Annotated in this window: 20 protein-coding genes and 1 other RNA gene; 8 read left to right on the top strand and 13 right to left on the bottom strand. The window is 59.5% G+C overall.

Annotation, left to right across the window (positions count from 1 at the left end):
- Window positions 1–81 precede the first annotated feature (81 nt).
- A complete protein-coding gene (locus B9Z31_RS00490) occupies window positions 82–813 on the top strand; it encodes an RNA methyltransferase (RefSeq protein ID WP_100117618.1) in 732 nt (243 codons plus the stop codon).
- Window positions 814–824: 11 nt separating this feature from the next.
- Window positions 825–1,592, top strand: a complete 768-nt coding sequence (gene cysE / locus B9Z31_RS00485) for a serine O-acetyltransferase (RefSeq protein ID WP_100117617.1) — start codon at window positions 825–827, stop codon at window positions 1,590–1,592.
- Between the two features lie 65 nt (window positions 1,593–1,657).
- On the opposite strand, the gene dnaG is transcribed toward cysE, so the two are convergent.
- The gene (gene dnaG, locus B9Z31_RS00480) at window positions 1,658–3,772 is read right to left on the bottom strand and encodes a DNA primase (RefSeq protein WP_100117616.1); all 2,115 of its coding nucleotides are present in this window, start codon (window positions 3,770–3,772) and stop codon (window positions 1,658–1,660) included.
- A 136-nt stretch (window positions 3,773–3,908) separates the two neighbouring features.
- Between dnaG and B9Z31_RS00475 the strand changes: the two genes are divergently transcribed.
- On the top strand, window positions 3,909–5,567 hold the full coding sequence (locus tag B9Z31_RS00475) for an acyl-CoA synthetase (protein ID WP_100117615.1): 1,659 nt from the start codon (window positions 3,909–3,911) through the stop codon (window positions 5,565–5,567).
- Window positions 5,568–5,591: 24 nt separating this feature from the next.
- Here the strand turns inward: B9Z31_RS00475 and B9Z31_RS00470 are convergent, their stop codons facing one another.
- The 5 genes from B9Z31_RS00470 to B9Z31_RS00450 all read right to left on the bottom strand — a co-directional run bounded on the left by B9Z31_RS00470 (window position 5,592) and on the right by B9Z31_RS00450 (window position 10,171).
- Window positions 5,592–6,137 (bottom strand): NUDIX hydrolase, encoded by a 546-nt coding sequence (locus B9Z31_RS00470; protein ID WP_100117614.1) that lies wholly within the window; start codon window positions 6,135–6,137, stop codon window positions 5,592–5,594.
- 117 nt (window positions 6,138–6,254) lie between these two features.
- Window positions 6,255–7,571 carry a TRAP transporter large permease gene (locus tag B9Z31_RS00465; protein ID WP_100117613.1) on the bottom strand — a complete coding sequence of 439 codons (1,317 nt, stop codon included), beginning with the start codon at window positions 7,569–7,571 and terminating at the stop codon, window positions 6,255–6,257.
- Complete coding sequence (locus B9Z31_RS00460) at window positions 7,568–7,996, bottom strand: TRAP transporter small permease (RefSeq protein ID WP_233200590.1); 429 nt, start codon at window positions 7,994–7,996, stop codon at window positions 7,568–7,570. Before B9Z31_RS00460 ends, B9Z31_RS00465 begins: the two co-directional genes overlap by 4 nt.
- Window positions 7,997–8,195: 199 nt before the next feature.
- Entirely contained in the window at window positions 8,196–9,227 is a 1,032-nt protein-coding gene (locus B9Z31_RS00455; protein WP_100117611.1) for a TRAP transporter substrate-binding protein, read from the bottom strand.
- 248 nt (window positions 9,228–9,475) lie between these two features.
- Window positions 9,476–10,171, bottom strand: coding sequence for a fumarylacetoacetate hydrolase family protein (locus B9Z31_RS00450; RefSeq protein ID WP_100117610.1), 696 nt, complete (start codon window positions 10,169–10,171; stop codon window positions 9,476–9,478).
- Window positions 10,172–10,336: 165 nt separating this feature from the next.
- Here B9Z31_RS00450 and B9Z31_RS00445 point away from each other — a divergent pair, with 165 nt between their 5' ends.
- The gene (locus tag B9Z31_RS00445) at window positions 10,337–10,774 is read left to right on the top strand and encodes a MarR family winged helix-turn-helix transcriptional regulator (RefSeq protein ID WP_100117609.1); all 438 of its coding nucleotides are present in this window, start codon (window positions 10,337–10,339) and stop codon (window positions 10,772–10,774) included.
- An 18-nt stretch (window positions 10,775–10,792) separates the two neighbouring features.
- Here B9Z31_RS00445 and B9Z31_RS00440 read toward each other — a convergent pair whose 3' ends face one another.
- The 6 genes from B9Z31_RS00440 to trxA all read right to left on the bottom strand — a co-directional run bounded on the left by B9Z31_RS00440 (window position 10,793) and on the right by trxA (window position 16,570).
- Window positions 10,793–11,095, bottom strand: a complete 303-nt coding sequence (locus B9Z31_RS00440; RefSeq protein WP_100117608.1) for an antibiotic biosynthesis monooxygenase — start codon at window positions 11,093–11,095, stop codon at window positions 10,793–10,795.
- Window positions 11,096–11,131: 36 nt separating this feature from the next.
- Window positions 11,132–12,493, bottom strand: a complete 1,362-nt coding sequence (locus tag B9Z31_RS00435; RefSeq protein ID WP_100117607.1) for an MATE family efflux transporter — start codon at window positions 12,491–12,493, stop codon at window positions 11,132–11,134.
- Window positions 12,494–12,496: 3 nt separating this feature from the next.
- Entirely contained in the window at window positions 12,497–14,230 is a 1,734-nt protein-coding gene (locus B9Z31_RS00430; RefSeq protein WP_100117606.1) for a hypothetical protein, read from the bottom strand.
- 145 nt (window positions 14,231–14,375) lie between these two features.
- Window positions 14,376–14,639, bottom strand: a complete 264-nt coding sequence (locus B9Z31_RS00425) for a type B 50S ribosomal protein L31 (RefSeq protein WP_100117605.1) — start codon at window positions 14,637–14,639, stop codon at window positions 14,376–14,378.
- An 85-nt stretch (window positions 14,640–14,724) separates the two neighbouring features.
- Window positions 14,725–15,987 carry a transcription termination factor Rho gene (rho, locus tag B9Z31_RS00420; RefSeq protein ID WP_100117604.1) on the bottom strand — a complete coding sequence of 421 codons (1,263 nt, stop codon included), beginning with the start codon at window positions 15,985–15,987 and terminating at the stop codon, window positions 14,725–14,727.
- Between the two features lie 250 nt (window positions 15,988–16,237).
- Window positions 16,238–16,570: a thioredoxin TrxA gene (trxA, locus tag B9Z31_RS00415; RefSeq protein WP_100117603.1), complete on the bottom strand. Its 333-nt coding sequence runs from the start codon at window positions 16,568–16,570 to the stop codon at window positions 16,238–16,240.
- Window positions 16,571–16,673: 103 nt separating this feature from the next.
- Between trxA and B9Z31_RS00410 the strand changes: the two genes are divergently transcribed.
- Together B9Z31_RS00410 and B9Z31_RS00405 are read left to right on the top strand one after the other, a co-directional pair.
- Window positions 16,674–18,011: a TIGR03862 family flavoprotein gene (locus B9Z31_RS00410; protein ID WP_100117602.1), complete on the top strand. Its 1,338-nt coding sequence runs from the start codon at window positions 16,674–16,676 to the stop codon at window positions 18,009–18,011.
- 83 nt (window positions 18,012–18,094) lie between these two features.
- Window positions 18,095–18,388 (top strand): hypothetical protein, encoded by a 294-nt coding sequence (locus B9Z31_RS00405; protein ID WP_100117912.1) that lies wholly within the window; start codon window positions 18,095–18,097, stop codon window positions 18,386–18,388.
- Window positions 18,389–18,482: 94 nt separating this feature from the next.
- Here the strand turns inward: B9Z31_RS00405 and ffs are convergent.
- An RNA gene (gene ffs, locus B9Z31_RS00400) (signal recognition particle sRNA small type) lies at window positions 18,483–18,579 on the bottom strand.
- A gap of 172 nt (window positions 18,580–18,751) precedes the next feature.
- Between ffs and dnaX the strand changes: the two genes are divergently transcribed.
- Both dnaX and B9Z31_RS00390 read left to right on the top strand, forming a co-directional pair.
- Complete coding sequence (gene dnaX, locus B9Z31_RS00395) at window positions 18,752–20,698, top strand: DNA polymerase III subunit gamma/tau (protein ID WP_100117601.1); 1,947 nt, start codon at window positions 18,752–18,754, stop codon at window positions 20,696–20,698.
- A 39-nt stretch (window positions 20,699–20,737) separates the two neighbouring features.
- Window positions 20,738–21,061: a YbaB/EbfC family nucleoid-associated protein gene (locus B9Z31_RS00390; RefSeq protein ID WP_100117600.1), complete on the top strand. Its 324-nt coding sequence runs from the start codon at window positions 20,738–20,740 to the stop codon at window positions 21,059–21,061.
- Window positions 21,062–21,063 lie beyond the last annotated feature (2 nt).

Below are 21,063 nucleotides of genomic sequence, written 5' to 3'. Positions count from 1 at the left end.
TGGCGCCGTGGCCCAAGAGGGCCGACGGCCACCATGCGATCGAATCGCGAACAAGTATGCCCCAGCATGGACAATCGGGGGATGAAAACGCGTTTTATCTTGATAGAGACCAGCCATGCTGGCAACGTGGGCGCAGCGGCCCGCGCCATGAAAGTGATGGGTTTTGACGAGTTGGTGCTGGTCAAGCCGCGCTGGCACAACGTGCTGCGCAAGGAAGAAACCATCCAGCGCGCCAGTGGCGCCAACGATGTGCTGGACAAAGCACGGGTGGTGGAGACTTTGGACGAGGCCTTGGACGGGGTGACCCATTTGTGTGCCACAGCCATGACGCCGCGTGACTTTGGACCGCCGACCCGCTCGCCCCGGGCGCATTTTGCCCAGTTGACCCAGCCCGGCGCACCCGAGCAGAGCGTGGCTTTCTTGTTTGGCTCCGAGCGCTTTGGCATGAAAAACGAAGATGTTTACCGCTGCCATGTCGCGCTGTCGATCCCGACGAACCCCCAGTTCGGTTCGCTCAATTTGGGCTCGGCCATTCAGGTCATCGCTTACGACTGGCGCGAGGCCTTGGGGGGCTTTCCAGTGCAGGACGTGGTGGCACCCGCCGACAAGGCCGATGCACAGCAGGTGGCAGGCATGCTCACCCATTGGGAGCAGGCACTCGCGGACATCGGCTTTTTGGATCCGGCGGCGCCTAAAAAGCTCATGCCGCGCCTGAACCAGTTGTTCAACCGGGCCGACTTGAGCCCTGAAGAAATCCACATCCTGCGCGGGGTGGCCAAGGCCATGATCCAAAAAGCCAGCAGCAAGCGATAGACTCAAAGCCTATGTTTTCACGTCTTCGCTCTGACATCCAATGCATCCTCGACCGGGATCCTGCAGCACGCACGGCATGGGAGGTGCTGACCTGCTACCCGGGTCTGCACGCCTTGGTGCTGCACCGCCGCGCGCACTGGTGCTGGAACCACGGCCTCAAGTGGCTGGGGCGTTTCATCTCGCATGTCTCGCGCGGGCTCACGGGCATCGAAATCCATCCTGGCGCCAAGATTGGCGAGCGGGTGTTTTTTGACCACGCCATGGGCGTGGTGGTGGGAGAGACGGCCGAAATCGGCGACGGTTGCACGATTTACCAGGGCGTGACTTTGGGCGGGACTTCGCTTTACAAAGGCGCCAAACGCCACCCCACGTTGGGGCGCGATGTGGTGGTCAGTGCCGGCGCGAAAGTGCTGGGCGGCTTTGAGGTGGGCGATGGCGCCAAGATCGGCAGCAACGCGGTGGTCATCAAACCGGTGCCTGCTGGCGCCACAGCGGTGGGTATTCCCGCGCGCATCATTCCTTCCAAAGAGGGCGAGAGCGCCGATGTCTCGGGCACCGAGCGCAAGTTCAGCGCCTACGGCATCACCCAAGAAGATGACCCGGTCAGCCAGGCCTTGCGTGGCCTGATCGACAACGCGGCGGGGCAAGAACACCAGATCGCCATGATCTGGAAAGCGCTGGAGCAGCTTTGCGCCCAGCAGCACATGCCCATGCCAGGCGATGCCGCGACCAGCGAAAGTTTTGAGGCCGAAAAGCTCAACCGCTTGCTGGACAAGTGACTTCGGTCCAATCCTTTCGGACCGACGCCCTCGTCGCGATGGGTCTTTAACCTCCCCCTGAAGGGTCAGGAGTCGGTGGGGATGGCCGAGGAGGCCATGAGGGCTTTGCGGCGCTCGTGCAGACTGCGCCAGCGTTGCTGGGCTTCGGGGTCTTGGCCGGTGCTGGCTTGGACCAGCGCTTCGGTTTCCAGCTGTTTGAGCCGGTCGATCATCAGCAGATGGAGCAAACGCCTGAGTTCTTGCCGCGCTTCTTGGGGGTCGGGTGGGGTGGCGTTTTCATGGCCCGGCGTGACGCCCAAGTTCTCTTGCGCCATCCAGCGCGTGGCGTCGGCTGCAAAAACTTGGCTTTGCATGTCGGATTGAAGGGTCGACCAGCCCAAAGCCCCTTGCTCGTGGAAGACCGATTCCAGCCAAGCGAACAATGCGCCGTGGGGCGCTGGCAAGGCGCAGAGCATGGCATGGTCTTCGGAGGCCAAGTTCTCCCACAGCGCCATATTGCTCAACAAGAGGCGAGCCGCGTGGTCGGCTCGGCTTGCAGGCACCGTGCGGGGGCCGGTGTAGACGGGTGCGGGCTCGCGTTTGTATTTGCTGTTGCCGTACTTGCTGCCCGGCGTCCAGTTGGTGTTTTTGCGCGGCGCAGAGTGGGGGGCGTTGTAAGCCGAGCCGTAGCTTTGGCCCTGGCCGGGCGAGCCCCCTGCGTGGCTGTCACCCGCCCAAGCAGGCGCTTCGCCATAGCTGGGCTCAAATGGGGGGAATTCGTCGGCGCCGGAGGGCCCAGCGGCCGTCACTGGCCGAAAGCCTGGATGCACCGAGGGCAGGCTTGAGCTGGGCGCTGCCGCGTTGGCGCTGCGCGCCCCGGGCGCAAAGCGCTGGTCGCTTGCTGCTTGTTGGGCCCAGAGTTTTTCGAGGCCCGCGGTCTCCAGTTGGATGAGCTGCGCCAACTCAGACAGCAGTTGCTGCTTGAGAGCGCCCTCGGGCAGCAACTGCCACAGTGGGCGGGCTTGGCTGGACAAGCGGGCACGGCCTTCGGCGGTGTGCAGGTCGCAGTCGGCGCTGGCCGCTTCGATCAAAAAGCGCGACAGCGGCATGGCCAGCTTGATCTGTTGAGCAAACGCCTCTTGGCCAAACGCGCGCACATAGCTGTCGGGGTCGTGCTCGGCGGGCAAAAACAAGAACTTGATGCTGCGCACATCGGTGGCGTAGGGCAGGGCACCGTCGAGGGCCTTGCGCGCAGCGCGGCGGCCTGCGCCGTCGCCGTCAAAGCTGAAGACCACGGCATCGGTGAAACGGAAGAGTTTTTGCACATGGTCGGGTGTGCAGGCCGTGCCCAGCGTGGCCACGGCGTTGGCAAAGCCCAATTGGGCCAGCGCCACCACGTCCATATAGCCCTCGGTCACCAGCACATAGCCCGCGCTGTGCAGGGCTTCGCGGGCTTCGTACAAGCCGTACAGCTCGCGGCCTTTGTGGAACACCGGGGTTTCGGGCGAGTTCAGGTATTTGGGGGTGCCCGAGCCAATCACCCGTCCGCCAAAGCCGATGCATTCGCCTTTGATGTTGCGGATGGGGAACATGATGCGGTCTCGAAAACGGTCGTAGCGCTTGTCGTCTTCTTCGTTGACGATCACCAAGCCGGACTCGGCCAAGAGCGGGTCGTCGTATTTGGGAAAGATGCTCGCCAGTGAACGCCAGCCTTCGGGCGCGTAACCCAGACCAAAGCGTTTGGCAATTTGTCCGGACAGGCCCCGGCCTTTGAGGTAGTCGATGGCGTGGGGCGTGATCTTGAGCTGATCGCGGTAAGCCTCGCCAGCTTTTTCGAGCACGTCGCTCAGGCTGTCTTGTTTGGCCTTGGCGGCGGCAGCACGGGCGCGGTCTTCGGGTGACTGCTGCTCTTCGGGCACTTGCATGCCCGTTTGTTGGGCCAGGTCCTTCACCGCTTCGATGAAGGTCATGCCCGCGTGTTCCATCAAAAACCCGATGGCGTTGCCGTTTTTGCCACAGCCAAAGCAGTGGAAAAACTGCTTGGTGGGGCTGACGCTGAAGCTGGGGGATTTTTCGCCATGGAAGGGGCACAGGCCCATGAAATTGGCGCCGCCTTTCTTGAGCTGCACGTATTTGCCCACGATGTCGACCACGTCGACGCGGGACAGCAACTCCTGGATGAAAGACTGGGGGATGGCCATCGGGCTATTTTCGCCGATATGGACGGGCGATCTGGGCCGGCCAAGTGACTTGTTTCGGGGCAAACCAGCATGGATTTTTGACCGGGCTCAGGCAAACTGTCCCACATTGGACCCACAGCCGAAACGGAATACCCCCATGAATGACACCAAAGTCAGCATCTTTGACCAGGATTTGCCCCAAACCCCCGCCAACCATGCGCCGATTTCACCCCTCAGTTTCATCGAGCGCACGGCCGAGGTCTACCCCCGACGACTGGCCATCGTGCATGGTGACTTGCGTCAGGACTGGGCCACCACCTACCGCCGCAGCCGCCAACTGGCCAGTGCGCTGGCACAGGCGGGCATCGGCAAGAACGACACGGTCGCCGTGATGCTGCCCAACACGCCGCCCATGGTGGAGGCGCATTTCGGCATCCCCATGGCGGGCGCCGTGCTCAACGCCATGAACACCCGACTGGACCCCGAGACCGTGGCTTTCATGCTGGACCATGGCGAGGCCAAGGTGGTGATCGTGGACCCGGAGTTTGCGGGGGTGATGAAAAAAGCGCTGGCGCTGCGCCAGTCCACCCGGCCCTTGCTGGTGATCGATGTGCAAGACGCGCTCTACACAGGCCCGACCGAAGCACTGGGATCGGTGACTTATGAAGCCTTTGTGGCCAGTGGCGACCCCGAATTTGCCTGGAGCCTGCCCGCCAACGAGTGGGATGCGATTGCGCTGAACTACACCAGCGGCACCACGGGCAACCCCAAAGGCGTGGTCTACCACCACCGGGGGGCCGCCACCAACGCGATCTCCAACATCCTCGAATGGGACATGCCCAAGCATGCGGCGTATTTGTGGACGCTGCCCATGTTCCATTGCAACGGTTGGTGTTTCCCTTGGACCGTGGCGGCGCGTGCGGGCGTGAACGTGTGTTTGCGCAAGGTCGATGCGCAGGCCATGTTCGACGCCATGCGCCAGCACGGCGTCACGCATTACTGCGGTGCACCCATCGTGCACGGCCTGCTGGTCAATGCCCCGGCGGCCATGAAGGTGGGGGTGCCTGCAGGCATCAAGGCGATGGTGGCGGGCGCTGCGCCCCCAGCCTCCATGATCGAAGGCATGGAGCAGATGGGTTTTGACCTGACGCATGTGTATGGCCTCACCGAGGTCTATGGACCGGCCACCGTGTGTCCCAAGCACCCCGAGTGGGATGCGCTGGACATTGGAGGGCGGGCCCGTTTGAATGCCCGCCAAGGCGTGCGTTACCACTTGCAGCGCGATGTCCGCGTGCTGGACCCCGAGACCCTGCAGCCCGTGCCGCAAGACGGCGAAACCATGGGCGAGATCATGTTCAAGGGCAACATCACCATGAAGGGGTATTTGAAAAACCCCAAGGCCACGCAAGAGGCTTTTGCGGGCGGCTGGTTCCACAGCGGCGACTTGGCCGTGCAGTACCCCGATGGGTACTTCAAGATCAAAGACCGCAGCAAAGACATCATCATCTCGGGCGGCGAGAACATTTCATCGATTGAGGTGGAAGACGTGCTGTACCGCCACCCCGCTGTGCTGGCCGCCGCGGTGGTGGCCAAGCCCGATGCGCGTTGGGGGGAGACGCCCTGCGCCTTTGTGGAGTTGAAAGCCGACGCCCAAGTCACCGCCGAGCAGATCGTGGCGCATTGCAAGCAGCACTTGGCGGGCTTCAAGGTGCCGCGTGCGGTGGTGTTTGGCGAGTTGCCCAAAACCAGCACAGGCAAGATACAGAAGTTTGAGCTGCGCAAACAGGCCGGCTCGGCAGCGGCGATCGATGTGTGATGTCAACTGCCTGGGGGCGCAGCCTCAGGCGATGTCGAAAGCGTGCGTGCTGAAGCGGCCCGCACGGCGGTCGGCAAAGTAGTGTTCCAGCGTTTCCTTGACGGTGCGAAATGCCAATTCGTCCCAAGGGATGTCATCTTCTGTGAACAAGCGCGCTTCCATGGTTTCGTGCCCGGGGTTGAACACATCGCTGGTCAGGCGGGCACGGTAATACAGGTGCACCTGACCGACACGCGGCACGCTCATCACGGTGAGCAAGTCTTCCATGATGAACTGAGCCCCGGCTTCTTCGGTCGTTTCTCGGGCAGCGCCCTCCGAAGTGGATTCGCCCAACTCCATGAAGCCTGCCGGCAAGGTCCACTTGCCTTTGCGCGGTTCGATGTTGCGTTTGCACAGCAGCACCTGGTCGCCCCAATGCGGCACGGTGCCCACCACGTTCAAGGGGTTTTCGTAGTGCACCGTGTGGCAGACGGTGCAGATGGCGCGTTCTTTGGTGTCGCCGTCGTCGGGCAAACGGCGGGCAACCAGAGCGCCACATTGGCGACAGTGTCGGATGGTTCGGTCAAACATCTTGGCAGGACTTGGCGTGAAGTCGGAAATAACAAGTTGGAGAGAGTCTAACCAGTCGATTGAAAAAAAAGCCCCCAAGACTTTTGGCCATGGGGGCTGCGTTGTTTCTCTGTGACATCAAGTGAGGTACTTGATCAAAAACAGTGAAATACCCGGGAAGAACAGCAACAGCAAAGTGCGGATGGTGTCGCTGATCAGGAAAGGCATGATGCCCTTGTAGCTTTCGCTGAGCGGCACGTCCTTGGCCATGCCGTTGACCACATAGACGTTCAGGCCTACGGGGGGGGCCAACATGCCAAAACCCACGGTCATCAGCACCATGATGCCAAACCAAATGGCGGTGTACTCGGGGGTCATTCCGAAGTCGAGCTTCATGATGATGGGGAAAAAGATCGGAATGGTCAGCAAGAGCATGGACAACTCGTCCATCACCGCACCCAGCACCACGTACAGCAACAAGATGCCCGCCACCACCATCAGGGGGGCAAAGTTCATGGCCACCACCATTTCGGCCAATTGCGCGGGCACTTGGGTGCGCGCCAAAGAGGCGTTCATCACATCGGCGCCCATGAAGATCAAGAAAATCATGCCCGAGCTGATGGCCGTGGAATGGAAGCATTGGATGAACTTTTTCCAGGTCAGCTCTTGCTTGAGCAGGGCCGCCACAAAGGTGGAGGCTGCCCCCACAGCCGCACCTTCGGTGGGCGTGAAGAACCCTGCGTAAATGCCGCCAAACACAATCACAAAAATGGTGGCAATGGGCAAGATGCCTTTGAGGGACTCAAACGTCAGCCGCTCGCGATCTTCCTGATCGGGGGCTTGACCCGGCACCAAACGCACATAAATGGCAATGGCGATCATGTAACCGACCATGGCGATGATGCCGGGCATCATCGCGGCGGCAAACAGCTTGGCGATGTTTTGCTCGGTCAAGATCGCATAAATGACCAAGGGAACCGAGGGGGGGATCAAGATGCCCAAGGTGCCGCCCGCAGCCAAAGTGCCCGTGGCCAAACGACCTGAATAGCCATGGCGCTTCATTTCAGGCAAAGCCACGCCCGTGATGGTGGCTGCCGTGGCCACCGAGGAGCCGCAAATGGCGCCGAACGCGCCACAAGCCAACACCGCGCCCATGGCCAGACCGCCCTTGAATCGGCCCATGACCGCTGCAGCAAACTGAAACAGTGCTTTGCTGATGCCGCCTTGCGTCGCAAAGTGGCCCATCAGGATGAACAAGGGAATCACCGACAGGTCGTAGTTGGCCAATCGGGCGAATGCCAAATTGTTCAAGAAATTCAGAAAGGGCTGAATGCCCGTCTGCAAGATGAAGCCTGCCGAGCCGGCCAGAAACATCGCACCCGCGATGGGCACGCGCACCACCATGAGCAGCAGCATGATGCCGAAAATCATCATGGCCAATTGAATGGGGCTCATGCTGTGGCCTCCTCGTTGTGGTCAATTTGGGAAAGCGCTTGCATGAGGGCGATCAGGGCGGTGATGCCAAATGGGATGCACATGCTGGTAAACACAATCCAGTCAGGAAAGCCCAGCAGCATCGATGCGCCCATGGTTTCTTTGGCATTGATGGCACCGAGGCCACATCGCCATGACAACAAACCAAAAATCACCGCCATGAGGACATCACCCATGCGATCAAGTGCATGGTTGGTATTTGCACTGCATTTGGCGGTGAAAAAATCAACGATGATGTTTTCGCGTTTGAGTTGGCACAAGGGCATGAACAAGGCAATGGCGGCGCCCGCGCCCACACCCGTCAGTTCGAAGTCTCCGATCAGAGCAGAATCAAAAAAATTGCGTCCAATGAGGCTGTAGCAGGTCATCAGCATCAATCCGGTCATGACCAGTCCGCCCAAAATGCTGCAGAGTCGGGCTGTCCGCTCTATGAAATTTGAAAACATCGTGATGGCTCCGCGCTGCGGAAAAATGGGGGGGGAGTTGGCAGCCGAATGGGCGTCTGCTCAACAGATTGAAGAGAAGTTAGAGGTCAAACAACAAGAGCAGGGTCACCCCTGCTCTTGTTGACCACTGAGCAGCCAATTACTTGGTGTACTGTTTGATCAAGTCGGTGGCCGACTGGAGCATGCCTTTGCCGTCCATGCCTTTGCCGGTCATCTCGGCCACCCACGCATCGTCCAAAGAATCGGTGGCTTTTTTCCACTTTTCCAATTCAGCCTTCGGAATCACGCTGATCTTTTGGTTGGCCGAAGCTTCAAACACTTTTTTGCCAGGCACGTCGTGGCCGGCTTGGGTTTTACCCATGAAGGCCGAAAATTCACGACCGGAGTTTTTGTCGATGACGGCCTTGAGGTCAGCAGGCAGCGAGTCGTACTTGGCCTTGTTCATGGGCACCACAAACACCGTGGTGTAGAGCGCGTTGTAGCTGCGGTCGGTTTCGGCCGTGAAGTTGGTCAACTCGTTGACCTTCAGACCTGGCGCGACTTCGTAAGGGATCACAGCACCGTCGATGACACCTTTGGACAAGGCTTCAGGCACTTGAGGAACAGGCATGGCCACAGGTGTGGCACCCATCATGGCGACCATCTTGTTGACTTGGCGAGTCGGGGCGCGAACTTTCAGGCCCTTGAGGTCGGCCATGGTGGTCACAGCTTTGTTCTTGGTGAAGATGTTGCCTGGGCCGTGGACGTGCACAGCCAACAACTTCACGTCTTTGAAGTCGTCCTGAGCGAATTTTTGGGCGTAGTCCCAAGCAGCGCGGCTGGTGGCTTCGGCGTTGGTCATCATGAAGGGCAACTCAAACACTTCGAGCTTGGCCAGCTTGGGTGTGTAGGCTTGCAGTGTCCAAGCGACGTCAACCACGCCATCACGAGCCTGTTCATACAGCTGAACAGGTGTACCGCCCAATTGCATGGCCGGGAAAATTTCGCACTTGAGGCGGTCTTTGGAGTCCCGCGCGATGTTTTTGCACCAGTCGCCCAGCATCGTGGTGTGCTGGATGGTTTGGGGGCCCAAGAAGTGGTGCACTTTGAGGGTGATGGTTTGGGCGTGAACACCCGAACCAAGGGCCATCAGGCTTGCGGCCAAGGCCGTTTGTTGTAGGAATTTCTTCATCGACTTGTCTCCAGCAGGGTAAAAAAAATGATGATAAGGCAACCGCTCGGTCGGTTAATCAAAAAAACACGCCCAATGCACACGCTTGAACCTCACCGTGGCGCATCCATGCCTTAAAAGATGAATTATGTTGCAGCTTTTGTGAGGTTAATTGGGGGTTAACCCTCTATTTTGGTGGGTGGTGCACTTTTATTCATGGGGAAAACGCTGGGCGCGGTCCTGCAAACAGCGTGTTCCCCAGCCACTTTTCAAGCGATTTGGATGCTCAGGCTGCCAAGCCCAGCCACCTCACCCACCAAAGTGTCACCCGCGATGACCGCGGCCACCCCTTCGGGCGTGCCTGTGTAAATCAGGTCGCCGGGCTGCAGCTCCCAGGCTGCGGACAGATGCTCGATGGTTTCGGCCACATTCCAAATGAGCTTGGCCACACTGCTGCGTTGGCGGTCTGCACCATTGACTTGCAGGCTGATCTCGGCCTGGTTGACATCACCGGCTTGCGCCGAAGGTGTGATGGGGCCAATCGGGGCCGAATGGTCAAAGGCCTTGCCGATGCACCAAGGGCGGCCTTGTTTTTTCATGTCGTTTTGCAGGTCGCGGCGTGTCATGTCCAAGCCCACGGCATAGCCGTAAATGTGCTTGGCCGCATCGGCGGCTTGGATATGGCGTCCTCCCTTGCCGATGGCCACCACCAATTCGATTTCATGGTGCAGGTTGTGTGTGAGGCTGGGGTAAGGCATGGTGCCGGTTTGCCCGGCTTCGACCACCACCAAACTGTCAGCGGGCTTGAGGAAAAAGAAGGGTGGCTCACGTCCGGTGAACCCCATTTCTTTGGCGTGTTCTTCGTAGTTGCGGCCGACACAGTAAATGCGGTGCACGGGGAAGCGGCTCGTTTGTCCCACAACGGGAACTGAAACAGTGGGCGCTGGTGGAAACAAAAAACTCATGAATCACTTTCAAAAAATGGACAGTTGGATCTTGCCAAAGTCAGTCGGGCTGAGCGTGCCCATCGGATCTTCAGAAAGGAATCACTTTCTAAGTGCGCTTACTATAGAAGGCCAGGCCAGCACTTCGACTGGTGATAACCCTGCAATGGACGGAGAAACCGGGAAATGAAACACAGCTTTGATGTGGCGGCCGCACCAGGGCATTTGATCCGCCGTGCGCACCAAATTTCTGTGGCTTTGTTTCACACGCATTTGGCGGCGGCCGATGTCACACCTGTTCAGTTCGCCATTTTGAATGCGCTGATGGACAGTCCCGGTGTGGACCAAACCACTTTGGCCACGCGGGTGGCCTTTGATCCGGCCACTTCGGGCTCAGTGATCGGTCGTCTGGAGAGCAAGGGGTGGGTGGCGCGGCGTTCCGACAACGTGGACCGCAGGCGAAAGTTGTTGGTGTTGACCCCAGAGGGGCAGCAAGCCTTGACGGGGATGCTCGCTGCGGTGGCGGCGGTTCAAGCGGAGATTTTGTCGCCGCTTTCAGCCCCGGAGCAAGGGCAGTTCATGCACCTGTTGGCTTTGCTGGTGTCACGCCACGAAGCGGCCTGAGCCCCGCTCAAGTGCCGATCAAGCCGATTTGAGGGTCAGCTCAAAGTGCTCCACATGCGGTGGTGCTGCGAAAAATGGGCCCACGATGGCGCGCCACTCGGTGAACAGCGGCGATTGGCGAAAACCCACGGTGTGGTCCTCCAGCGTGTCCCAAAAAATTTGCAAGATGTAGCGCTCAGGGCTTTCAATGCCACGGTTGACTTTGCCACCCTGAAACCCCTTGGCTTTGCAGGCCACGGTGTTCAAGCCCAGTTCAATGGCTTTTTCAAATTCGGCTTGTTGATCAGGGTGAATGCGGATGTCGGCGAGTTCGAGGATCATGGCGGGCTTCTTTTCAGAGTGTTCGAGGACTTGACCTTAATGCATTTTGGCCGGTGGGCTTGTCAAGCGCGAGGCATGCCAGACCATGGCCGTGAACAGCAGCGACACCAAGGCCAGGGCGACGGTGCTGGTGATCCAAAAGGTTTCCACGCTGGCGCGAAGTGGCCATCCGGCCCATTCGATGCCTTGGTAGGCCAAGACATAGCCGCCATACAAGCCCACTCCCCACAGCAGGGTGGTGTAAATGAGCAAGGGCATCAAGGTGATGCGGTAGCAGCGAAGCAGGTAGGCGCAGACGGCTTGCACCGCGTCGGCCAAGTGGTAGAGCGCCACCCAGCCCAGCCATAAGGTGGCGGCTTGCACCACCTGGGGGTCGTGGCTGAAGGCCCGGGCCAGTGCTTCGCGGCCTGAAAACAAGAGACCCGCCCCCAACAAAGCCGCTCCTAGGGCCAAGCCGATGCCCAAAGCAGCGGCGCGGCGCGCTTTGTGTCTTTGCCCAGCGCCCAGCCAAAAACCCGTGCGTGCGCTGCTGGCGATCCCCAAGGCCAGCGGGACCATGTACAGCACCGCAGCCAAACTGGCCGCGATTTGGTGGCTGGCCAAGGCCACCGCCCCCAGACGTGCAATGAACAAGGCCATCAGGGTGAAAGAGGTCACCTCCACCATGATGGACAAACCTGCGGGCACACCCAGCGCCAAGAAGCGCCGAAGCACAGCCCCATCGGGCTTTTCAGGGCGTTGCCACAAGCGGTAGGGCCGGTAGATGTCTTGTGTTCTGAGCAGCCACAGGCCCGCCAGCATCATGAGCAGGTTGACGGCCAAAGTGGCCCATGCGCAGCCCACAACACCAAGGCCGGGCACGCCCGAGACGCCAAATGTCAAGGCGAAAGACAGTGGCACTTTGACCAGCAAGGCCGCGGCTTGCAAGCCGGTGACCAAGCGCGGATGGCCCAAACTTTGGTTGAGCGTGCCATACAAGCGAAACAGCAATGAAGGCACCAAAGCCACCGCCAAAATACGCAAATAAGCGCGGACATCGGGCCAGAGTTCTTCGGGCACTTCGGTGGCCCACAGCCACAGATCAGGAAACCACAAACCACAGATGCCGATCAGCGCTGCACTGCCCGTGATGTAAAGCGCTTGCCGGACCGATCGCCCCACCTCCGCTTCTCGGCCGCCCCCATGCAGTTCGGCCCAAACCGGCAACAAGGCCTGAATCAGGCCGTTGAGGGCCACGTAAATGCTGATGTAAATGGAAGAGGCCAAAGCCAAAACAGCCAGAGCCTGTGGGCTGTAACGCCCAGCGATCAGGGTGTCGGCAATGCCAAACGACATGACGGCGAGTTGGCCGACGAGCACGGTGCCCGCATGGCGAGCAATGATGCGCAGCTCGGACATGCTTCAGCGCGAGGATGCGTCAGCGGGCGAGGTCAGCGCCTGAGCCGGACGGAAAATGACCAAGGTTTCGCTTCTGTCAGTGGGCCGTTTGATGGCAGTTTGTGCTGTCCAGCCCAATGACTGCACCTTGGCCGACAGCAAGGACAGATTGACCCGGTCCACGATCAACCAAGGGCAGTCGTCTTGAGGGGCTTGCAAGGGCCGCAGGCGAGCCTTCGCGTGGTAGATCAGTGCGGCACCTTGGGCTTTGTTGATGCCTGCAAATTGATAGCAAGTGCTGCCATGGGTGGCTTGGCTGACTTTGGCCATCAAAGGGGCATAGCTGCGGCTGTAGTCGACCAAGGGGAGCCACAATGTGGTGAGCAGCAACCAGCACAGCACAGCGCCTCCGGCCGGTAAAACCATACTCTTCCAAATCGCTGCGCGGTGGTAGCCGGTGCGCCACCTGACCAGCAAAGCCCAACCCAGTGTGGCCCCCAGTGCCAAAGCGAATGCCGCCATGGAAAACTCAGGCACAAATTCGGGCGCCAAGCGGGCCACATTGGCCGCGGGTTTGGCAGGGGTGCCGGTTTGCATGGCCAACCAGACCACCCAAATCGCCAAGGCACAAAGGCTGAAAAACACCAAGGTGAACCAATCGATCAGGGCCCCCAAGCTGCGCTTGAGCGTCGGCAGTGCCAAGGCCGCCAAAGTGGCGATCGCGGGCAAGGAAGTGAGCAATGCCCGATCAGACAGTCCTGTGAACCAGGTGGCCACCACGGTCACCGTCACGAACCAAATGGGCAAACCCAGGTGGGGATAGCGCCAAGCGCGCGAGAGTTGTCCACGCCAGCGCCACAAAGCCCAGAGCGCCAGGGGCCAGGCGGGCCAGGTGAACCAAGCGATCAATTTGGCCAGTCTGTGCAGGTCCAAAAGTGTGTGGGGCACCACACGCCAACGCCATAAATCCAGCGCACCTGCGGTGGTGATGCACAGCAGCATCACCAAGGCCAGAATGCCCAAATCCAGCATGCTCATGCGGCGCTGGGAAGGGTCAGGTTGGCCCGCAGCACCAATGGCAGCGCCACCCAGTCCCAAGAGCAGAGCCAAAGTGGGGGCGCCCGACAAGGTCAGACCCAGCATGCCAAGCGTGACGGCTGAAGCACTGCGAAGGCGGTGTCGCGACCAGCTCGCCAGGCCAAAAAACAGCAAAGCTGCAAAGCACAACTGACTCAGGGCAGGGGTGGTTTCATGCGACAGTTGCGCCAAACCCAAGCAGGCCAGAAGTGCCAACAAGCCCCCATCGGCCATGGCGCGGGCGTAGTCGGTCGGTTTGGCTTCCCCACCAAATGCAAAACTCACGGGCTGGGCTGCCGGATGCCGGGTGAGCGCGTGCACGGCATACCAAGTCGATGCCAAAGTGGCGATCAGCATGCCCATGAACGGCAGCCTGGCGAACAGATCTTCAAAGCCTGCTGGTGCCATGCGAATGAACAGGGTGCCCAGCCAGTAAGGCAACAAAGCCAGGTTGCCATCGGGGCTGCCCAGCAGGGTGGGCTTGAGCCAACTGAGCGAGTCCCCCATGCCCGGGTGGGCCATTTGCAGCATGTAGCCAAAGGCTTCCACGTCTTGGGCTTTCCAAGGCGAGCGACCCAGAAAGCCTGGCAAAACATAGGCGACGCACAGCAGCAGCAAATACAGACGCGGCAGTCTGCGCACGGCACTTTGGGCAACGATGGCTGGGGTGGGTTGGTTCACAGGGGCAAAAGATATCAGTACACAACGTGATGAAGGTGTCACCTTAGCCCTCGCGGGTGAGCGCAAGCTGGCACAAGGTGATGGCCAAGCAAAAAGGGCAGGCCGGTTGCCCGGGCTGCCCTTTTGGGGGTCACCAATGCGCGAATTACTTGGCGATGGTGGTGGTCTTGCCGAAACGGTTGCGGAATTTTTCCACGCGACCGCCCATGTTGTCGACCGACTTTTGTGTACCCGTGTAGAAGGGGTGCGACTCGCTGGTCGTGTCCAGCTTGTACAGCGGCAACTCGCGACCGTCTTCCATGGTGATCATTTCTTTGGTGTTGGCGCATGAACGTGTCACGAACTTGAAACCATTGGACATGTCTTGGAAGCAAATTTCACGGTAGTTGGGGTGAATGCCGTCTTTCATGGGGAAATCCTTTTATTTTCGCTACGGTAGCCACACTTCAGCCTATCTGAGTGCACTTTCCGCAAAACCTGTCGATTATAGGGTATCAGCCGCCGCGTCGCATCATGTCGAAGAACTCAGAGTTGTTTTTGGTCGCTTTCATGCTCTTCAAAACCATCTCCATGGCCTCGATTTCGTCCATGTTGTACATGAACTGGCGCAGAATCCGGGTTTTTTGCAGCACTTCGGGCTGGAGCAGCAACTCTTCGCGGCGGGTGCCACTGCGGTTCAAATTGATGGCCGGGAACACGCGTTTTTCGTACAAGCGGCGCTCCAGGTGAATCTCGCAGTTGCCCGTGCCCTTGAATTCTTCAAAGATCACCTCGTCCATGCGGCTGCCGGTATCCACCAGCGCTGTGGCGATGATGGTCAGGCTGCCGCCTTCTTCCACATTGCGCGCCGCGCCAAAAAAGCGCTTGGGGCGCTGCAGGGCGTTGGCGTCCACGCCACCCGAGAGCACTTTGCCCGAGGAGGGCACCACGTTGTTGTAAGCACGGGCTAAGCGGGTGATCGAGTCCAGCAAAATCACCACGTCTTTTTTCAGCTCGACCAAGCGTTTGGCGCGCTCGATCACCATTTCGGCCACGTGCACATGGCGCGAAGCGGGTTCATCGAAGGTGGAGGAGATCACTTCGCCGCGCACGCTGCGCTGCATTTCGGTCACTTCCTCAGGGCGCTCGTCCACCAGCAACACCATCAGGTGCACATCGGGGTAATTGGCGGTGATGGCGTGCGCGATCTGCTGCATCATGACCGTCTTGCCCGATTTGGGCTGGGCCACGATCAAGGCGCGCTGGCCGCGACCCAGGGGGGCGATGATGTCGATCACGCGGGCCGTGATGTTTTCCTCGCCCTTGATGTCGCGTTCCAGTCGCATCTGCTCTTTGGGGAACAGGGGCGTCAAGTTCTCGAACATGACCTTGTGTTTGTTGTTCTCGGGCAGATCGTCGTTGACCTTGTCGAGCTTGGTCAGGGCAAAGTAGCGCTCGCCGTCTTTGGGAATGCGCACTTCGCCTTCGATCATGTCGCCGGTGTGCAGGTTAAAGCGCCGAACCTGACTGGGGCTGATGTAAATGTCGTCTGTTGAGGCGGTGTAGCTGGAGTCGGGGCTGCGCAAAAAGCCGAAACCATCGGGCAAAATTTCCAGCACGCCGTCGGCAAACACCTGCTCGCCTGCTTTGGCGCGCTTTTTGATGATCGCAAACATCAATTCCTGTTTGCGCATGCGGCCCGTGTTCTCGATTTCGAGTGCGTCGGCTTGCTTCAGGAGTTCGGACACATGAAGTGCCTTGAGTTCGTTCAAATGCATGGGAATGGGCCTGTGGCGAATCGGTCAACTGTTGACCGATTTTCGGGGTAACCGGGTGGAAATGGGTGGGATCGGATGCCGCCCGGGGTTGGGGGCGATAGCTTCCGTCAATTGAGGCGTGTGACCCTGTTAGGGCTGCCATGTTTGAAATTATGACAGGTTTTGTGTGGGGCTCGGAAAACAAAAAACCGGGTCGCATGGACCCGGTTTTGATTGGCGTGCGGCCTCCATCAGGAGGCTCCAGAGCCGATCAGGCCAATTGCTGGTCGATGAAAGCGGTCAGTTGCGACTTGCTCATGGCGCCAACTTTGGTGGCAGCCAATTGCCCATTTTTGAAAATCATCAGAGTGGGAATGCCGCGAATGCCAAATTTGGCAGGAACGTCGCGGTTGTCATCCACGTTCATCTTGGCAATTTGCAGCTTGCCTTCATAAGCGCTGGCCACTTCGTCCAAGATGGGGGCAATCATCTTGCAGGGACCACACCATTCAGCCCAAAAATCGACCACCACTGGCTGGCTCGATTGGAGAACATCGGCATCAAAAGTGGCGTCGGTAATGTGTTTGATCAAATCGCTGGCCATGGCCTATTCCTTGTGAACAATGAAGATGCAGCTAAAGTTGCGGCTATTTTGACAGAATACTTTCCCTGTTCACTGTCGCCTAAGCGTTGTCCAGCGTAATTACATGAATTTACCCGCAGACCCTTCCGTTCCTGATATCGGCACAGCCTTGACGGTCGATGTGGCCATCGTGGGCGGTGGCCCGGCTGGCCTCATGGCCGCAGAGGTGCTCTCGCAAGCGGGCGTCTGTGTCCACCTCTTTGATGCCATGCCATCGGTGGGGCGAAAATTTTTGTTGGCCGGTAAAGGGGGCTTGAATTTGACCCATTCGGAAGCCCCCGAGCTGTTCATGTCACGTTACGGTTCACGGCAAGCGCAAGTGGCGCCATGGTTGGGGCAAATGGATGCGCAAGCGGTTCGAGACTGGGCCCAAGGATTGGGCGTGGAGACCTTTGTCGGCAGTTCGGGCCGGGTGTTTCCCCTGGAGATGAAAGCGGCGCCCTTGTTGCGGGCCTGGTTGCAGCGACTGCGGCACCCGGATTCTGGCGTTCCTGTGCAATTTCACATGCGCCACCGTTGGCTCGGCTGGGAGAAAGACCTGCTGGTGTTTGAGCCCACAGGACCGACGGGCGTTCGGCGGGTGAAAGCCCGCGCGACCTTGTTGGCATTGGGCGGCGCCAGTTGGCCGCGTCTGGGCTCCGATGGTTCGTGGGTGCCCTTGTTGGCTGAACAAGGTGTCAGCATCGCCCCTTTGAAGGCATCCAATTGTGGTTTTGATGTCATGGGGCGCGATGGCCAAGGGTGGACTGAACACTTCCGCACCCGATTTGCAGGGCATCCTCTGAAATCGGTGGCATTGCGTGTCCCCCCTCGGGCGTTGGGAGCTGTGGCAAGTGTGGGGGGCTCGGCAGGGACCGACTTGCCCAGCAGGTTCGAGCGCCAAGGCGAATTCGTCATCACGGACAGTGGGGTGGAGGGCAGTTTGGTGTATGCGGCATCGGCCTTTTTGCGCGATGATTTGGTCCAAGGCCCAGCCCATTTCTTGTTGGACCTGTTGCCCGGTAAACCGCTCGAGCAGGTCCTTCGTGAGGTGCGCTGGCCACGCGGTCGCCGGAGTTTGTCGAGCCATCTCAAAAGCCGCTTGGGGATAGATGGCGTCAAAATGGGCTTGTTGCATGAGCTGTGCTCGCCGCAAACTTTGGCCCAGCCAGAAGCCTTGGCCGATTGTTTGAAGGGTTTGGTGATCTCGCTCGAAAAACCCAGACCTGTTTCCGAAGCGATCAGCACGGCGGGTGGTGTGGAGTACTCGGGTGTTACACGCGAGGGGATGCTCCTGAACCGTCCAAGTGTTTACTGCGCAGGCGAAATGATGGATTGGGAGGCCCCAACGGGGGGGTATTTGTTGACCGCTTGTTTGGCCAGTGGCCGGTCCGCCGGTTTAGGGATTTTGACAAATTTGTAACAAATCAACACATGTTGTGTAGACCCGCAGCGCACTTGGCGCGTTGAGAGGAAGTGAATCACTTCATCCAGAACGAGGTCGACATGTCTCCAGAAGCTTCCCAAGAATACCAACGTGCCGTTGAAGAGGCCGCCAATGCTTTCATGAAAGTCATGGCTTTGCGTGGTTTCAATGTGCGTGACTACCCCCAAAATTTTGTGGCACAGATGGCCCAACAGACCAAATTGGCTTTTGAAGCCAACCGTCTGGGCGCCCATCAAAATGCCGACCAATGCGTGTCCGACATGCTGCGCGCGGCGCCAGTGGCCCCTCAGTTGGTCACCTCGGGCAAAGTCAAAGCCCTGCCTTTTCCAGCATTGCGACGCAGAATGGCCTGAAGGGGTTTTGGGGCGGCACAGGCGGCCTGGGTTTTGCATGGGGTGTGCAGACCGGCCGAGTTCAAACCAACGCGTGACCGCCTGAAAAGAATAAGGTGACGAGCCTTGACCCCGGCACTGGATTCACAGTTAGGGCTGCTTGGTTCCCCACCTGACCCGGTTGGCCGCTTCACCATGCGGGAAGGCCCGTCACCCACGATTGTAGGCGAGCTGACCCAGTCTTTCAGATTCAAGTTTGTTTTTTGATGGGCCCGCACACAGATCTGGGCTGCTTGGGCTTGCAGGTGGAGGTGGATCGTTGATCCAAACGGTGAACAGCGCCTTGACCTGATCCGGCCTCTTCAGCCCGATAGAATCGGGGCCATGTCTTACCTTGTCCTCGCGCGCAAATACCGCCCCCGCAATTTCACCGAAATGGTGGGCCAGGAGCATGTGGTTCAGGCTTTGACCAATGCTTTGGTGCAGCAGCGCTTGCACCATGCCTATTTGTTCACAGGGACCCGGGGCGTCGGCAAGACGACGGTTTCGCGTATTTTGGCCAAGTCGCTCAACTGCCAAGGCGCAGACGGTCAAGGGGGGATCACCGCCGAGCCGTGTGGCGTTTGCCAAGCTTGCCGAGACATCGACGCCGGACGATTTGTGGATTACACCGAGTTGGACGCCGCCTCCAACCGGGGTGTTGATGAGGTTCAAAGTCTGCTGGAGCAGGCCGTCTACAAACCGGTGCAGGGGCGCTTCAAGGTCTTCATGATCGACGAGGTGCACATGCTCACCAACACCGCGTTCAACGCGATGTTGAAGACGCTGGAAGAGCCCCCTGAATATTTGAAGTTCGTGTTGGCTACGACCGACCCGCAAAAGGTTCCCGTGACGGTGCTCTCGCGCTGCTTGCAGTTCAACCTCCGGCCGATGGCGCCCGAAACGGTTTTTGAGCACCTGACCCAGGTGTTGGCGGCTGAAAAACTGAGTGCCGAGCCATTGGCTTTGCGCTTGCTGGCCCGAGCCGCACGCGGATCGATGCGCGATGCCTTGAGCTTGACCGATCAAGCCATTGCCTTTGGCAACGGCCAATTGAAAGAGGCGGGCGTTCGCCAGATGCTGGGCAGTGTGGACCGCAGCCATGTGCTGCAACTCATCCGGGCTTTGGCCGAGGGGGACGGGGCCACCGTGGTGAACCAGGTCAATGCCTTGCGCCTGCAAGGCGTCTCGGCCGCAGCCACGCTGGAAGACATGGCCATGCTGCTGCAGCGCATGGCCGTGATGCAAATGGTGCCCGGCATGGCGCAGGACGGCGAAGACCCCGACACCCAGGGTTTGGCCGATCTGGCCGCCCTCATGCCCGCTGAGGAAACCCAGCTGCTTTACAGCTTGTGCTTGCACGGGCGCAACGAGCTGGGCCTGGCGCCAGACGAGTACGCCGCTTTGACCATGGTGCTTTTGCGCTTGTTGGCCTTCCAACCCGCCGCCGCTTCAGCGGAAAAAAAAAGTCCGCGAACCCGTCCTGAACCGCTGACGCCAGTGGCTGAGCCTGCTCGCTCACCTGTGTCTGCGAGTCTTGCTGTACCTCAGTCTGCCGCCCAAGCGCCAAACCCTGAGGCGCTTGAAAGAGAAATGCCGCCCCTGGCTGCAGTGGATCCGGACCCGTCCTCGGCAAGCCGTTCACCCCCATCAGACCTGAGCGCGCAGGCGCTGCTTGCGGCGCAAGCCACGGCCCAACCCGAATCTCACCCCGAAACCCAGCCAGAGCCTGCGCCTTGGGAGGCGTGGCCTGACACAACCGATCACGCCGAAGGGCCAGTCTTGGCGCCGCCCCATTCAGACGTGCCAGCTCCCGCATGGCGAGCTTTGCCCGTGCGCGAGGCGGCCGCGCCTTCGGCCCGTTTGGATACGCCCCGCGCCGAGGTTTTGGCGACGGTGCAGGCCACACCCGAAGGCGATCGGTGGTTGGAGGTGGTTCAAGGCTTGATGGCGCAAGAGGCCATCACGGCCCTGGTGCGCGAGTTGGCCCTGCAGTCGCAACTTTTGGCCCGCGACGCTGACCAATGGCAGCTGCGAGTCGAGCGCGAGACGCTCAACCACGCGGCGAGCCGGGAGCGTTTGCAGGCCGCCTTGCTGGCAGCCGGCCATGGCGATGTGAAGTTGCACATCCAGATCGGCACGGTGACCGACAGTCCCGCCAAGCGTCTGGCTATTCAGGCCGCAGAAAAAATGCAAGCCGCGCAAGCGCTCATTCAAAACGACCCGCTGGTGCAGGCCATGGCGCGCGACTTCGGGGCCAAAATTGTGCCCGGCAGCATTCAGTTGATTTGATTTTTAAACCTCACAACCCACCCTCAATAAGGAAACACCATGTTCAACAAAGGACAACTTGCCGGCCTCATGAAGCAGGCGCAGGCCATGCAGGACAACTTGAAAAAAGCGCAAGACGAACTGGCTTTTGTTGAAGTCGAGGGTCAGGCGGGCTCGGGCATGGTCAAGGTGTTGATGACCTGCAAACACAGCGTTCGCCGCGTGACCATTGATCCGAGTTTGTTGGCCGATGACAAAGACATGCTGGAAGACTTGGTGGCTGCAGCTTTCAACGACGCAGTGCGCATGGCCGAAGAAGTTTCTCAGCAAAAAATGGGCAAGCTCACGGCAGGTTTGCCGCCTGGCATGAAACTCCCGTTTTGATC

It is taken from the genome of Limnohabitans sp. G3-2 (assembly GCF_002778275.1).
Lineage (GTDB): Bacteria > Pseudomonadota > Gammaproteobacteria > Burkholderiales > Burkholderiaceae_C > Limnohabitans_A.
The sequence above is the reverse complement of the archived record's forward strand: the minus strand, read 5'-3'. Positions and strand labels throughout refer to the sequence as shown.

Excerpts from the sequence above, each read along its gene's own strand:
- B9Z31_RS00490 (WP_100117618.1), top strand. The coding sequence starts at position 82 with ATGAAAACGCGTTTTATCTTGATAGAGACCAGCCATGCTGGCAACGTG.
- cysE (WP_100117617.1), top strand. The coding sequence starts at position 825 with ATGTTTTCACGTCTTCGCTCTGACATCCAATGCATCCTCGACCGGGAT.
- dnaG (WP_100117616.1), bottom strand. The coding sequence starts at position 3,772 with ATGGCCATCCCCCAGTCTTTCATCCAGGAGTTGCTGTCCCGCGTCGAC.
- B9Z31_RS00475 (WP_100117615.1), top strand. The coding sequence starts at position 3,909 with ATGAATGACACCAAAGTCAGCATCTTTGACCAGGATTTGCCCCAAACC.
- B9Z31_RS00470 (WP_100117614.1), bottom strand. The coding sequence starts at position 6,137 with ATGTTTGACCGAACCATCCGACACTGTCGCCAATGTGGCGCTCTGGTT.
- B9Z31_RS00465 (WP_100117613.1), bottom strand. The coding sequence starts at position 7,571 with ATGAGCCCCATTCAATTGGCCATGATGATTTTCGGCATCATGCTGCTG.
- B9Z31_RS00460 (WP_233200590.1), bottom strand. The coding sequence starts at position 7,996 with ATGACCGGATTGATGCTGATGACCTGCTACAGCCTCATTGGACGCAAT.
- B9Z31_RS00455 (WP_100117611.1), bottom strand. The coding sequence starts at position 9,227 with ATGAAGAAATTCCTACAACAAACGGCCTTGGCCGCAAGCCTGATGGCC.
- B9Z31_RS00450 (WP_100117610.1), bottom strand. The coding sequence starts at position 10,171 with ATGAGTTTTTTGTTTCCACCAGCGCCCACTGTTTCAGTTCCCGTTGTG.
- B9Z31_RS00445 (WP_100117609.1), top strand. The coding sequence starts at position 10,337 with ATGAAACACAGCTTTGATGTGGCGGCCGCACCAGGGCATTTGATCCGC.
- B9Z31_RS00440 (WP_100117608.1), bottom strand. The coding sequence starts at position 11,095 with ATGATCCTCGAACTCGCCGACATCCGCATTCACCCTGATCAACAAGCC.
- B9Z31_RS00435 (WP_100117607.1), bottom strand. The coding sequence starts at position 12,493 with ATGTCCGAGCTGCGCATCATTGCTCGCCATGCGGGCACCGTGCTCGTC.
- B9Z31_RS00425 (WP_100117605.1), bottom strand. The coding sequence starts at position 14,639 with ATGAAAGACGGCATTCACCCCAACTACCGTGAAATTTGCTTCCAAGAC.
- rho (WP_100117604.1), bottom strand. The coding sequence starts at position 15,987 with ATGCATTTGAACGAACTCAAGGCACTTCATGTGTCCGAACTCCTGAAG.
- trxA (WP_100117603.1), bottom strand. The coding sequence starts at position 16,570 with ATGGCCAGCGATTTGATCAAACACATTACCGACGCCACTTTTGATGCC.
- B9Z31_RS00410 (WP_100117602.1), top strand. The coding sequence starts at position 16,674 with ATGAATTTACCCGCAGACCCTTCCGTTCCTGATATCGGCACAGCCTTG.
- B9Z31_RS00405 (WP_100117912.1), top strand. The coding sequence starts at position 18,095 with ATGTCTCCAGAAGCTTCCCAAGAATACCAACGTGCCGTTGAAGAGGCC.
- dnaX (WP_100117601.1), top strand. The coding sequence starts at position 18,752 with ATGTCTTACCTTGTCCTCGCGCGCAAATACCGCCCCCGCAATTTCACC.
- B9Z31_RS00390 (WP_100117600.1), top strand. The coding sequence starts at position 20,738 with ATGTTCAACAAAGGACAACTTGCCGGCCTCATGAAGCAGGCGCAGGCC.